The 12,565-nt window shown below is 70.4% G+C and carries 12 protein-coding genes; 4 read left to right on the forward strand and 8 right to left on the reverse strand.

Going from position 1 to position 12,565, the window contains the following annotated elements; all coding sequences use genetic code 11:
* Positions 1-149: 149 nt before the first annotated feature.
* Genes EXE59_RS16415 through EXE59_RS16425 form a run of 3 tightly spaced genes read left to right on the forward strand, consistent with a single transcriptional unit; the run spans position 150 to position 2,424 of the window.
* The gene (locus tag EXE59_RS16415; RefSeq protein ID WP_210429039.1) at positions 150-872 is read left to right on the forward strand and encodes a hypothetical protein; all 723 of its coding nucleotides are present in this window, start codon (positions 150-152) and stop codon (positions 870-872) included.
* A complete protein-coding gene (locus EXE59_RS16420; protein ID WP_135839865.1) occupies positions 869-1,600 on the forward strand; it encodes a DUF2306 domain-containing protein in 732 nt (243 codons plus the stop codon). Before EXE59_RS16415 ends, EXE59_RS16420 begins: the two co-directional genes overlap by 4 nt.
* Positions 1,597-2,424: a GNAT family N-acetyltransferase gene (locus tag EXE59_RS16425; protein WP_246056835.1), complete on the forward strand. Its 828-nt coding sequence runs from the start codon at positions 1,597-1,599 to the stop codon at positions 2,422-2,424. The genes EXE59_RS16420 and EXE59_RS16425 overlap by 4 nt, the downstream gene beginning before the upstream one ends.
* On the opposite strand, the gene EXE59_RS16430 is transcribed toward EXE59_RS16425, so the two are convergent.
* The 6 genes from EXE59_RS16430 to EXE59_RS16455 form a co-directional block, all read right to left on the reverse strand.
* Positions 2,411-3,412, reverse strand: coding sequence for an NAD(P)-dependent alcohol dehydrogenase (locus EXE59_RS16430; protein WP_246056837.1), 1,002 nt, complete (start codon positions 3,410-3,412; stop codon positions 2,411-2,413). The genes EXE59_RS16425 and EXE59_RS16430 overlap by 14 nt on opposite strands.
* A gap of 56 nt (positions 3,413-3,468) precedes the next feature.
* Positions 3,469-4,188 (reverse strand): ABC transporter permease, encoded by a 720-nt coding sequence (locus EXE59_RS16435; protein ID WP_246056838.1) that lies wholly within the window; start codon positions 4,186-4,188, stop codon positions 3,469-3,471.
* A 131-nt stretch (positions 4,189-4,319) separates the two neighbouring features.
* Positions 4,320-5,291, reverse strand: coding sequence for an ABC transporter ATP-binding protein (locus EXE59_RS16440; RefSeq protein ID WP_135839867.1), 972 nt, complete (start codon positions 5,289-5,291; stop codon positions 4,320-4,322).
* A complete protein-coding gene (locus EXE59_RS16445) occupies positions 5,288-6,064 on the reverse strand; it encodes a DUF4386 domain-containing protein (protein ID WP_135839868.1) in 777 nt (258 codons plus the stop codon). The genes EXE59_RS16440 and EXE59_RS16445 overlap by 4 nt, the downstream gene beginning before the upstream one ends.
* Before the next feature lie 42 nt (positions 6,065-6,106).
* Positions 6,107-6,379 carry a hypothetical protein gene (locus tag EXE59_RS16450; RefSeq protein ID WP_246056840.1) on the reverse strand — a complete coding sequence of 91 codons (273 nt, stop codon included), beginning with the start codon at positions 6,377-6,379 and terminating at the stop codon, positions 6,107-6,109.
* A gap of 99 nt (positions 6,380-6,478) precedes the next feature.
* Positions 6,479-9,190 carry a winged helix-turn-helix domain-containing protein gene (locus tag EXE59_RS16455; RefSeq protein ID WP_135839869.1) on the reverse strand — a complete coding sequence of 904 codons (2,712 nt, stop codon included), beginning with the start codon at positions 9,188-9,190 and terminating at the stop codon, positions 6,479-6,481.
* 231 nt (positions 9,191-9,421) lie between these two features.
* Between EXE59_RS16455 and EXE59_RS16460 the strand changes: the two genes are divergently transcribed.
* Complete coding sequence (locus EXE59_RS16460) at positions 9,422-10,633, forward strand: MFS transporter (RefSeq protein ID WP_210429040.1); 1,212 nt, start codon at positions 9,422-9,424, stop codon at positions 10,631-10,633.
* A 115-nt stretch (positions 10,634-10,748) separates the two neighbouring features.
* Here EXE59_RS16460 and EXE59_RS16465 read toward each other — a convergent pair whose 3' ends face one another.
* Both EXE59_RS16465 and EXE59_RS16470 read right to left on the reverse strand, forming a co-directional pair.
* Positions 10,749-11,801, reverse strand: a complete 1,053-nt coding sequence (locus EXE59_RS16465; RefSeq protein ID WP_210429041.1) for an NAD(P)-dependent alcohol dehydrogenase — start codon at positions 11,799-11,801, stop codon at positions 10,749-10,751.
* Between the two features lie 45 nt (positions 11,802-11,846).
* Positions 11,847-12,497, reverse strand: a complete 651-nt coding sequence (locus EXE59_RS16470) for a DJ-1/PfpI family protein (RefSeq protein WP_135839871.1) — start codon at positions 12,495-12,497, stop codon at positions 11,847-11,849.
* Between the last annotated feature and the right edge of the window lie 68 nt (positions 12,498-12,565).

Consider the following 12,565-nt stretch of genomic DNA (forward strand, 5'->3'; position numbering starts at 1 on the left):
CGCGCACAGCCGGTGGGGCCCGGGTCGGCACGCAACGGCAATCACCACGCCGATCACATCATGTTGTGATGTGCGCTCACCACGTCGCTTGGGAGCGTCCTCGGCATGCCCGGCCCACCCGGTCCGGCCCAACCGCAGAGGACAAGGACATGACCACCACCCCAGCCAGCCGCCTCACAGCCAGCCGTCTCACCGCCGCGGCCGGAGTGTGCGCAGCCGTCGCCGGCGCCCTCTACGTCGGCGTCCAGATCAACCACCCGCCCGCCGACCTCGACCACATCACCGGCGCCGACGTCCTGGCCCGCGAGATCGCCAAGATGACCATGGCCGCGTTCGCCATCCTCGGCTTCACCGGCATGCTCGTCCGCAACCGCCACAAGCTCGGCACCTTCGGCGCTGTCAGCTACGTCATGGTCGTCACCGGCTACTTCGCGTTGTTCGCCAACCAGGTCATCGTCGCCACCGTCCTGCCCACCCTGACCAAGACGGACCCCGACTACGTCCAGAACTACCTCGACGGCGCCCTCGGCAACACCCCAGCCGGCGACATCGGAGCCGTCCAGACCCTCTTCCTCGTCACCGGCATCGGGTACTCCATCGGAGGCCTCCTGTTCGGCATCGCGCTGTTCCGCGCAGGCATCTTGGCCCGCTGGGCTTCCGCCCTCTTCGCCGCCGGCACCGTCTCCGCTCTCACCTTGGCGGTCCTGCCCCAGTCCTTCAACCGTCCCGCGGCCGTCCCAGTCGGCATCGCCCTCATGGGGCTCGGCTACTCCTTGTGGCGCAACCGGACCGAGACCAGCACGAGCGTCCCCGCCGCGACCGAGGGGGTCGCCGCCCCAAGCGTGGGTTCGCACGAGCCTGCGGGCCGGTGAACACGCCCGCCACCACCACGACACGGCGTACGACACGGAACACCAAGCGGCCCTCGGGGGCCGGCTGGCCCGTCGCCGCCGCCCTGGTGGTCCTCACGCTCATCCCACTCAGCGCCGGGATCCTCCGTCTTCTCCAGCTCGCCGGCGGCCTGTCCGTCATGCCGGCCGACGACCGTTTCGTCGGGTTCCCTGCCGCGCTGGTCATCCACATCGCCGGCTCCGCGTGCTTCGCACTCCTGGGCGTCGGTCAGCTCATCACCCGCTTCCGGCGCAGGCACCTCACCTGGCATCGCCGTGCCGGCCGCGTCCTGGTCGTTGCCGGCCTCGCCGTGGTGGGGTCCGCCCTCTGGCTCACCATCGGCTACCCCGCCCACCCGGGCACCGGCCCGATCCTGTTCGTCGCCAGGCTTCTCGCCGCAACCGCCATGGGTACCTTCCTTGTCCTCGGCTTCGCTGCCATCCGCCGTCGCGACATCACCGCCCACCGGGCATGGATGGTCCGCGCCTACGCACTCGCCCTCGGAGCCGGCACCCAAGCGTTCACCGAAGGGCTCACCGAGGCCGCAATCGGCCCCGGTGTCATCTCCGGAGACCTGGCCAAGCTCGGCGGCTGGGTCATCAACCTCGCCGTCGCCGAGTGGGCCGTCCAGCGCACCTCCCGCGCTCGTGGACCCCGGTCCGACACCCACTCGCATTCCGGTGGCCGTTCGCAGGCTGGTCCGCGATGAGCGCCCGGCCCTATGAGGTGAAGGTCGCAGGGCACCTCGACGACCACTGGAGCGGCTGGCTCGGCGGGTTCACCATCGACCGCCGCCCGAACGGCACCAGCACCTTGAGTGGAACCGCCGACCAAGCCCGGCTGCACGGCGTCCTGGCCGGCCTCCGTGACGTCGGCGTGGAGCTCATCGCCCTACAGGCCATCGAGCCGGTCGACTCCGTCGAGGTCGCTGCTCCGGCCCCTGCGGCCGTGGGGTGGCCGCTCCGCACACGACGGCTGATGCTGCGGGCCGCCACCTGCGACGACGCCGAGGGGACGTGGGCGTACCGGCGGCTTCCCGACGTCAACGAGTGGCTCACCGGGACCTTCGACACCTACGACGACTACGTCACCCAGTTCACCGACCCCGACCGGTTGGCCGCCACCGTCATCGTCGAGCGGCACGACGCCACCCTCATCGGTGACTTCATGCTCCGCCGCCAGGACGCTTGGGCGCAGAGCGATGTCGCCGCCCGCGCCGCGGCCCAGGAGGTCGAGCTCGGCTGGGTCCTCGACCCCGCCCACGCCGGACACGGGTACGCCACCGAAGCCGTCGAGGAACTCCTGCGGCACAGCTTCGAGGAGCTGTGCGTCCACCGCGTCGTCGCCAGCTGCTTCACCGCCAACGTGACGTCGTGGCGGCTCATGGAACGGCTCGGGATGCGCCGCGAAGCGCACACCCGCCGGGACGCCTTCCACCGGTCAGGGCAGTGGCTCGACTCCTTCGGCTACGCCCTCCTCGCCGACGAGTGGCGACGCGACCGCACCGATTCGGGTGGGCTCACGTCACGGTGATGACGACCTTTGCCCGGGCGTGCGTGCCCTCCATGTACCGAATGGCAGCGGTCACGTCTTCCAGGGCGAAGGTCTGGTCGACCACCGGCCGCACTGCCCCGGACTCGACCATCTGTGAGATTCGTCGGAGGCCATCCGACGTCGGGACGGCCTGGGGGAACCGGATCTCGAACGGCTGAAGCCGAGCTACAGCCAACGCACCCATCAGGAGTCGCATCGGACCCAGGATGCGTCCCTCGCCTGCTACGCCGCCGCCGGACAGCACGAGCCGTCCACCGGGCCGGACGGTGGCCCGCAGTTCCCGAAGCGTCCGGTTCCCGACGAAGTCGACGACGGCGTCGTAGGTCTGGCCGGCCCGGGTGAAGTCGGACGCGGTGTAGTCGATGACTTCATCGGCGCCCAGCGACCTAGCGAGGTCGGCGTTGCGGGGGCTGACCACGGCGGTCACGTACGAGCCCAGCGTCTTGGCCAGCTGGACGGCGAAGGTCCCAACGCCTCCCGAGGCGCCGTTGATGAGGACCGATCCGCCCTCGCCGAGTCCCGTCTCGTCCAGGCACAACACTGCCGTGGACGCCGCGAGCGGCAGGCTCGCCGCCTCGGCGAAGCTCACACCCGCCGGGATGACCCAGAGCTGGTCTTCGGAGGCGAGGGCGTAGTCGGCAAAGGCGCCAGAGCCTTCCCCGAACACAGGGTCCCCGACCTTCCAGCGGGTGACGCCGTCGCCGACGGCGTCGACGATGCCTGCCAGGTCCGTTCCGCGGACGAGTTCGCGGGGTGCGCGCCGGCCGAAGGTGCCGCGGTCCAGCAGCCTCGCTACGCGTGGTTCACCACGCATCACGTGCCAGTCACGGGCGTTGAGCGACGCCGCATGGACCCCGACCCGCACCTGGCCGCACGCTGGCACGGGGGCCGGCTGACGTGTCACGTCGAGCACTTCGGGTCCGCCGTAGCGCAGCTGTCGGACTGCTCTCCCGGCGGCGGGCGTCACGCCAGTGGTCCTGCTGGTGCCAGCGGCCACGGACTCCCCAAGGGACGCGGCGGCCATCACTTCACCTCGGACCGGAGGACGTTGACGACGGCGAAGGCCATCGGGACGACGAGCCACACGAGACTGGTCACGGCCAGGTGCGACCAGTCGTCGCCGCCCAAGGCGCCTCGCAGCAGCGCGTCCTGGTTGTACTTCGCGTCCACCCACGGCCGGGCGTCGGCGAACCATTGCTGGTTGAACGCCAGGAACGCCATCAGACCGGGGGCGACGAATCCGTACAGCATGTAGGCCACGATGGCGCCGGAGCTGTTGCGGATGAGGGCGCCGAGGACGAACCCGGTGAGGAGCAGCAGCGTCTGCCCGAGAGCGAAGAAGCCGACGTCGGCCCAGCCTTGGTCCCACCCCGGGTCGACACCGGCGAGGGCAGCTCCTGCCAGGTTGCCGAGGGCACCGACGCCGAAGGCAGCGGCAGTGGCTGGGATCGTGACCAGGACAGCGGCGACGGCCTTCGCGCTCAGGACCCTTCCTCGGTGGGGGACGAGGGTGAAGGTCGCCAGGCCGGAGCGTTGGCTCCACTCCGACGTCACGGACAACACCGCGATGATGGGAAGGATGATGGTCATGGGGACGCCGATGGCGAGGGTGAATTGGCTGTAGGTCACCTGGTCTGCTGGGGCCCAGGCGATGATCGCGCCGCTGGTGAGGACCGCGGCGAGGCCGAGGCTGGCGAGCAGCCATCGACCCGAGCGGGTGTCGAAGCTCTTGCGGAGCTCCACGCCGACGAGGCGAGTCACGGGAATGGGGGCGGGGGCGGTTCGGTCCGCGAAGGGCGCAGATGATGCAGCGGGGAACGCCGCTGATGTCGCCGCTGGGGATGGTGCGGTCGGCTGTGTGGTGGTGTGAGTGATCATGCGACTGCTCCTTGCGGGCTGGTGGTGTGCGCGGCCACATGCGGCGTTGCGTACCGGTCGCGCTGGGTGTCGGCCGTCAGGGCCAGGAACATCTCCTCGAGGCCCGCGCCGTCAGCGGATCGCAGCTCGGTGAGCGCGATGCCGGCTGCTGCTGCCGTCTGACCGACGATCTCGGCGTTGGCGTCGATGTGCAGGACGGTCGGCCGGTCGTCGCCCGTGGTGCCTGTGGCGGGGACCAGGTCGTGGCTCAGCTTGGCCGAGGTGAGTGCGTTCGAGAGGGCGACGGCGTGCCGGGTGGCGGCATGGGTGCCGGCTCCGGCGAGGAGGTCGGCCTTCGTGCCGGCAGCGACCACGCGTCCTTGGCCGATGACGACCAGGTCGTCGGCGACGACCTCGATCTCGTGCAGCAGGTGCGAGGAGAGCAGCACGGTGGCGCCGCGGTCGGCGTACCCGCGAAGCAGGTCGCGCATCCACCGGATGCCGGCCGGGTCGAGGCCGTTGGCGGGCTCGTCGAGGATGAGCACCTCGGGGTCGCCGAGGAGCGCGTGGGCGAGGCCGAGACGTTGCCGCATGCCCAGCGAGTAGTCCCTCAGGCGTCGCCCGGCTTCCTCCTTGCTGAGGCCAACAGTGTCGAGCACGTCCGAGACTCGGCTGGCCGGCAGGCCCATGGTGCGCTGGGCGATGGTGAGGACCTCACGCCCGGTGCGACCGGCGTGCTGGGCGGAGGCGTCGAGGAGGACGCCGACCTCGATGCCCGGGTTCGGCAGGTCCTTGAACCGGCGGCCCAGGACGTGCGCGGCGCCGCGGTCGGGCGGGGTGAGCCCGACCAGGACCCGCAGGGTGGTCGACTTCCCGGCTCCGTTCGGGCCGAGGAAGCCGGTGATGCGTCCGGGGCGGGCGGTGAAGGTGACGTCGTCGACGGCGGTGAAGGTGCCGTAGGTCCTGGTGACGTGATCGACGGTGATCATCGCTCCACCGCCGCTGCCTCGTCGCCCGTCGTACCGGTGGTGTCGGTGGGGGTCTTGAAGCCCTTGACGATGAGGTAGATGCCGAAGCCGAGCTCCCAGAAGAACTCGGGGGCGGCGGAGAGGCTCTGGAAGGCACCGCCGGGCTCGATGAGGTCGAGGACGGCAGCGGAGCCGGTGAGGACGATGCAGGTGCCGCCGATGAGGCCGAGGACCGAGAGACGGCGGGGCACCAGACCGGTGCGCCACATCATCCAGCCAAGTACGAGGCCGTTGCCGACACCGACGACGAACTGAGGACCCAGGTTGAACGTCCACTCCTGCATGGTCAGGAACGCGTCGCCGACGACGGCCAGGCCGGCGGCGGACTGGTCGTCGGCGGCTGCGTAGTCCTGTCGCATCGTGACGACGGTGAGGACAGCGAGGATGCCCACGCCGATGAAGACGGACTCCATGATGCGGGCGGCGATGAAGGCAAGCCCGAGGTTGGGGTACCGGTACTTGACGACGGTGTACATCGCGGTGGCGGTACCGATGTTGGCGATGATGAGGATGCACTCGGCGAACGCACCCCACAGGACGCGGGAATCCTCGCCGGGGCCGGTGATGTAGTTGCCGTCGAACAGCGGCGGGTAGAGCCCGATCTTGGCGGAGATGGACGTCACGTAGGTGACGATGAACAGCCAGCCGACGATGGTGGCGGCGCGGCGCGTCGGGTCAGGGGTCGTCGGGCGGGCGGTGGTGGGCCGGGTGGCCGTGGGCTTGGTGGTGGTCATGGTGAGCTCCTGAGTGCGTTGGCGGTTGGTGTTGGACGGTGCTCAGGCACCCGGGCCGGAGTCGGTGCGGGTGACGGAGAGGAGCGGGACCCCGAGGTCGCGCAGCTTGCGCAACAGCCCGTGCAAGGCCGCCTGGTCGGTGACGCGACCGCGTAGGACGGTCGTGCCGTCGTCTGTCCGGGACAGGTCGAGGCCGTCGAACCAGGCAGCCCAGCGGTCGTCGAGGCGGCCCTGGACACGGATCTCGTACCAGTCGCCGCCCCGGCCGCCGGCCGGTTCGCCGGTCGTACCGCGGGAGGTGTCGCTGCTGCTCATGGCGCGAAGATAGGAACGGACCTGATGACCGCGCGTCATCACAGGCGATGACAGCGCTGATGAACTTCCTCCGGCAGCCGCCAGGACAACCTGGGTGCGTCAGAGGCGCAGCTGATGTGCCCGGCGCACGGCGGCACGGCGGTTGTTCACGCCGAGCTTCATGTAGATCCGCTGCGTGTGGGTGCGCACGGTGGGCAGCGACACGTTGAGATGGCGGGCGATGGCGGGACCGTCGAGATCCGAGCCGAGCAGGCGCAGCACGTCGAGCTCTCGAGCGCTGAGCGGTACGACCAACGTCTCGACGTCGTCCAGGCCGGGAGCTTCCCGAGAGTCGACAGACCTCGTGTCACGGGCGGCGGCAGCCACTGCACCTGCGAACGCTGACCCCTCGGGCAGCAGAGCCAGCAGGTGCTGGACTCGAGGGCCGGCATCGAGGAACGGACGCACCCAGCCGACGGCTTGCGCGGGCGCTGCGGCATCCGTCAGCCACGAGAGGGCCTGCTCGACGTCACCGGCCGCGTCGGCAGTCAGCGCCAGCAGGATGGAGGTCTCGACGACGGCGGCCGTGCGAGCACCGGCGGTGGCAGACCCCCGGAGCCGGCGGAGCAGGGTGGCTGCCGACTCCAGCGTTGCCGCGTCGCGCGTCGCGTCGTGCTCGGCCAGCAGGAGGCGCGCGAGCGTGACGTGTTCGTACTCGCGCAGGTAGCGCGGGTCGTCCTCGACGCCCACCCCGGCTCCGGCGGCCCACCGGCGCGCGGCAGGGAGGTCGCCGCAGCGGATGTGCAACCTGGCGTGCACCGCGGGAACAGGCCGGACGTTCGGCAGGAAGTCGCTGTTGAACAGTCGCTCTGCTTCGGCCAGGAGCGCTTCTGCGGCCTCGCGGTCGCCCTCGCGTTCGCGCAGCGCGGCCATCGCGAGTCGCCACCGGTACGGCTGTTGCGGAAGGCCGGCGTCGTCGCCGAGGTCGCCCGCAGCCCGGAGGAGTTCCGCAGCTTCGTCGGACTCGCCCCGCTCCCACGCCACCCGCGCCAACGCCACCCGCATGTCCGCCGTCCCACGCACGGCGTCCGCCTGCAACCCGTCCTGAGCAGCACCGGCAAGGTCGAGTGCGTCCTGTGCGGCCCGCTGGGCTGCGTCGAGGTTGCCCAAAGCCAGTTCGAGGTCGACCACCGTGATCGTGCAGGCCAGCACGTCCGAGACGTGACCAACTGCTGCGAGCCCCTGGGCGGCGGCCCGGTAGCCGTCCCGTGCGGCTACGAGGTCTCCGACGGTCCACGACGCCAGCCCTTTGAGCGCGGACGCGGACGCGACCGTCAGCTGGTCTGACCCTCCCGCCCGTTCCAGTGCGATGTCGGCATGCTGGCGGGTTGCTTCCAGGTCGCCAGCCACCAGAGCGAGGCCGGAGCGATGGGTGGCCACGACGGCGGGGAGCCGTCGCCACTCATTCTCGTCTCGCACCACCATGTCCGTCGGTGGCGAGGCCAAGGTCGACTCGATGGCGTCGAGTCGCTCGCTGACTCCGTCGAAGAGGTTGCTGGCCATCAGGCCACCGGCCAGGTTGCTCGCCAGGACCGGACGACGCGCCAACACCTCCATCGGCACCGCTGGCACCCAGCTCCGCAGCAACCGTTCCGCCCGGCGCCGCCGCAGGTCTGGAGTCGCCACTTCGATGAGGTCTGCCGCACGGTCCACATCCCCGGCCGCGAAGGAGTGGCGTACCGCCGCCTCGACGTCCCCGGTCTGCTCGAACCAGCGGCTGGCGCGCCCGTGCAAGGCCGGAATGTCTCCGGGACGCTCGGCCAGGAGCCTCACGTGCAGCACGTCGGCGAACAGGTGGTGGTAGCGGTACCAGCGTCGGTGGTCGTCGAGTGGCACCAGGAGCAGGTTGCGGCGTTCCAGCAGCTCGAGCGCAGCACCGCCCGCCATACCGTCGACCGGCCCGGTGACCGCGTCGCACAGGGAGCCGGACAACCGATCCAGCACCGAGGTGTCCAGCAGGAACCGGCGAAGAGCGTCGGGCTGCTGGTCGAGGACCTCGTCGGCCAGGAAGTCGACGACGAACCGGTCGTCGCCGGCGAACGAGGCGATGAACCCTGTCGAGTCGTCCCGGCCGCGCAACGAGACTGCAGCCAGCTGCAGGGCTGCTGCCCACCCTTCGGTCCGCGTCTCCAGCGTCTTCACGTCCGACTCGGTCAACCCGAGGCCATGGACCTCGTTCAAGTAGTCGTCGGCCTCGGTGGCCGTGAACCGCAGGTCCGCGGCACGGATCTCGACCAGTTCTCCCCGAGCGCGGAGCCGCGACAACGGCAGCGCCGGGTCGGCGCGTGTTCCCAGGACCAGCCGAAGCTGCGGTGGCCGGTGCTCCAGGAGCAGCCCAACCGTCTCGCTGACCTCGGGAGTGTCGGCGAGGTGGTAGTCGTCGAGCACCAGCGTGACGTCCTCGGTCCGGACGCTCAGCTCGTTCACCAGGCTGGCCACGACATCCGCCAGGGCGCCGCCGCCGGCCGACTCCAAGAGGTTCAACGCGGTGGAGGCGCACCCGGGGTTCGCGATGTCGAGGGCATGAAGGACGTAGGTCCAGAAACGGGAGGCGTCGCCGTCTCGGCTGTCCAGGGACACCCACGCCACCGGGGCGGCGTCACCGTACGCCGAGGCCAACAGAGTCGTCTTGCCGAAGCCGGCGGGCGCAGACACCAGAGTCATCGCGGCGTCACGCGTGCGTTGCAGCTCCTCGGTCAGACGCGCACGGGCCACCAGGCCCGGGCGGACGCGGGGGAACGCGAGCTTGGTCTGCACCAGGGCGTCAACCATCGGCGCTCCCCTCCAAGCGAGCCTCCTCGAAGGGTAGGGGAGGAGCCGGCACAGGGCGTGCCCCATTCGGGTCAAACCCGCCTGCCCCCATGCTGGAGCTCCTCCGGGCGGGGCCATGCTGGGGCCGACAGCGACCAGTCCTCGGACAGATCACACGGGGGAGCCGTGTCCGGAACCGCGCATAGCGACGACGATCGCGCGCTCGGTACCGATTCTGCGCAGCCGAGCCGGGTGGGATGGGGCTTCATCGCCCTGTACGCGCTCTCCTACACCGGAGGGTCGCTGCTGTTCCTCGCGCCCCTCCTGGTGTCGCTCGCCCTGAAGGTCCGAGACCTCGTCGGCGCCGACGCCGCCCCCGGCAATCTCGCTCTGGTCGCCGGAACCGGGTCTCTGCTCTCGATCATCGCCAACCCCGTGTTCGGCAGGCTCAGCGACCGCACCACCAGCCGGTGGGGCATGCGGCGTCCGTGGATGGTGACCGGAGTGGCTGTCGGTGCGCTCGGGACGATGGTGGTCGCAACCGCACAGAACGTCGGTACCGTGCTCGTCGGCTGGTGCCTGTGCCAGATCTTCTTCAACGCCACCCTCGCCGCACAGACGGCCATCCTGGCCGACCAGGTCCCAACAGGTCAGCGTGGCGTCGTCTCCGGTGTCCTCGGCCTCGCCGTTCCCGCCGCCTCGGTGACCGGCACCTACCTCGTGCAGCTCCTCGACCACTCCACGCTGCTCATGTTCGCGGTGCCATGTGCCGTGGGAGGGGCTGCCGTCCTGCTGTTCGTGTGGCGCCTGCCAGACCGACGCCTCGACGAGACCGACAAGCCGCCATGGTCCCTGCGCGAGCTCGCCGCCACGTTCTACGTCAGCCCCCGCAGCAATCCCGACTTCGCGTGGGCGTTCCTCTCCCGCTTCCTGCTCGTCACCGCCTACGCGTTCCTGGTCACCTTCCAGACCTTCTTCCTCCTCGAACAAGTCGGCAGCACCGAGGATGAGGTGCCCCGACAGGTCTACCTCGGCACCGTCGCCCAGTCCGTCGCACTGGTCACCATCGCCCCCATAGCCGGGCGCATCTCCGACCGGGTCGGCCGTCGCAAGGTGTTCGTGATTGCAGCGGCGGTCATCTACGCCTGCGCCCTGTTCGTCATCGCCGGTTCCACCTCCGTGGATGGGTACCTCGTTGGCATGGCCATCGGCGGCGTCGGGTTCGGCATCTACATCGCCATCGACCTAGCCCTCGTGGTCGACGTCCTCACCGACCCGCACACCGCTGCCAAGGACCTCGGAGTCCTCAACATCGCAGGCGCCCTGCCCTTCGCTCTCGCCCCGGCCGTCGCTCCAGGCCTACTGGCTCTTGGAGACGGCAGCTACGCCGTCCTGTACGCCGTCGCCGGCGCCTGCGCGCTCGGCGGCGCCCTCGCGGTAGCGCCCATCAAGAACGTGAGGTAGCGACCGCTACTTGCGCAGGTGGCAGTGGGCCATCCAGTGTCGTCCTGGCCGCTCATGACCGGAGTGTGATGCCCAGCGCCATCGGCGCTGCTCCAGCGCTCCCCGGCACGCTCCGTCAGGAACTCGGACCGGCTGGCGTCGGCGCGGACACGGAGATGGCTACCTTGCCTCGAACGGCACCGCGTTCCAGCTGCCGTACCGCATCTGCCGCGTGCTCGAGGGGGTATGTGCGGGTCAGGGCGGGGTCTATCTGTCCGGCTTCGATGAGGTGGGTGAGCCGCTGGTAGTGGTCGGCGCTTTCGCGGGCGACGAGCGGCACGAGCCGTTGCCCGATGAACGGCGACAGGAGCGCGCCGCGGACCTGGCGGTGCATGCCGATGATGGCGCCGGCGTTCTCCCCTCCGACAAACACGGCGGTGCCGCGTGGGGTGAGGGCGCGTCGGAGCTGACGGAGGGTGGGGTTGCCGGCGACGTCGATGATGAGGTCCCAGCGGCGGGTTCCGTCCGCCCAGTCGTCGTGGGGGTAGGTGAGGACGTGGTGGGCGCCGATGGCGTGGACGTAGTCGGCCTTGGCGGGGCTGGACACGCCGGTGACGTCGGCTCCGAGGGCTCGGGCGATCTGGACGGCGTAGCTGCCGACGCCACCGGACGCGCCGGTGATGAGGACGGACTGGCCGGCCTGGACCCGACCTGTGTCGAGTGCCTGGAGGGCGGTGCCGGCGGAGATGGGCACGACGGCGGCTTGGGCGAAGGTCAGGCCGGCGGGTTTGCGGGCGAGCTTGTCGGGGCTGGTGACGGCGTACTCGGCGAACGAGCCGGGGGCGACGCCGTAGACCTCGTCGCCGGGAGTGAAGCCAACGACGCCGGCGCCGACTTCGGCGACGACGCCGGCGACGTCCCTGCCGGGCACTGAGTTCTTGGGTCGGCGCAGTCCCATGGCGAGGCGTACGGCGTACGGCTTGCCGGTGAGGAGGTGCTCGGTTCCGCGGTCGAGGCCGGCGGCGCGGACGCGGACGAGGATCTGACCCTCGCTGACGACCGGCCGCGGCACGTGCGCGACGCGGAGCACCTCGGCGTGGCCGTAGCGGGACTGGGTGATGGCTCGCATGGTGCCGAGAGGCACGGTGGGGGTCTCGATGGCGGTGTTGGTGGGGACGTCGGTGCTCATGTCTTGTCACTTTCGGATAGTTGCGTCTGGGTAGTGGTGTCTGGGTCACGTCGGTGGCAGGGGGTCGTACTGGATGTCGCGTCGGACCTCTCGTGCGCGGTCGGGGCCGGCGAGGCGGGCGACGAGGTGGAGGGCCATGTCGATGCCGGCACTGACACCGGCGCTGGTGATGAGGTCACCGTCGTCGACGAAACGGGAGCGGACGTCGGTGATGACGGTGGGGTCGAGCTCGGCGAGGTGGTTCAGCGAGGCCCAGTGCGTGGTGGCCCGCCTGCCGGTGAGGAGGCCTGCGGCGGCGTACACGAGGCTGCCGGTGCACACCGACGCCATCAGGGGAACATGACGGCGGGCGTCGCGGACCCAGTCCAGGTGTTCGGGGGCGTCGAGCATCGGCCGGGTGCCGGGGCCCCCGGGGTGGATGAGCACGTCGAGCGGCGGGGCGGTCTTCGTCGAGTGGTGGGCGCCCAGCATCAGCGACTTCGCGCCGACGACGGGCCCGCCGTGGTCGGAGATGCAGAAGGCGTCCCACCCGTCCTCGGGGTGCTCTCGGGTCCAGTGGGACAGCACCTCCCACGGGCCGACGGCATCGAGCTCCTCGACCCCGTCGAACACGAGCAGCCCGATCTGCCGCCGCCTCGAGGGACCTGCCTCATCGCGGTCAGATGGCAGCGTCGTCGAGCTGGGGTTGGCGTGCATGTGGGTGGCTCCTGGTCGTGGGCGTTCCGGGGCCGCGTGCCTCCGAAGCGATACGACGAGCCTGCTGC

This window comes from Nocardioides eburneiflavus, from assembly GCF_004785795.1.
Taxonomy (GTDB): domain Bacteria; phylum Actinomycetota; class Actinomycetes; order Propionibacteriales; family Nocardioidaceae; genus Nocardioides; species Nocardioides eburneiflavus.

Coding starts and splice junctions, on each gene's coding strand:
- EXE59_RS16445 (WP_135839868.1), bottom strand. CDS start 6,064: ATGACCACCACCAAGCCCACGGCCACCCGGCCCACCACCGCCCGCCCG.
- EXE59_RS16455 (WP_135839869.1), bottom strand. CDS start 9,190: ATGGTTGACGCCCTGGTGCAGACCAAGCTCGCGTTCCCCCGCGTCCGC.
- EXE59_RS16440 (WP_135839867.1), bottom strand. CDS start 5,291: ATGATCACCGTCGATCACGTCACCAGGACCTACGGCACCTTCACCGCC.
- EXE59_RS16415 (WP_210429039.1), top strand. CDS start 150: ATGACCACCACCCCAGCCAGCCGCCTCACAGCCAGCCGTCTCACCGCC.
- EXE59_RS16470 (WP_135839871.1), bottom strand. CDS start 12,497: ATGCACGCCAACCCCAGCTCGACGACGCTGCCATCTGACCGCGATGAG.
- EXE59_RS16450 (WP_246056840.1), bottom strand. CDS start 6,379: ATGAGCAGCAGCGACACCTCCCGCGGTACGACCGGCGAACCGGCCGGC.
- EXE59_RS16465 (WP_210429041.1), bottom strand. CDS start 11,801: ATGAGCACCGACGTCCCCACCAACACCGCCATCGAGACCCCCACCGTG.
- EXE59_RS16425 (WP_246056835.1), top strand. CDS start 1,597: ATGAGCGCCCGGCCCTATGAGGTGAAGGTCGCAGGGCACCTCGACGAC.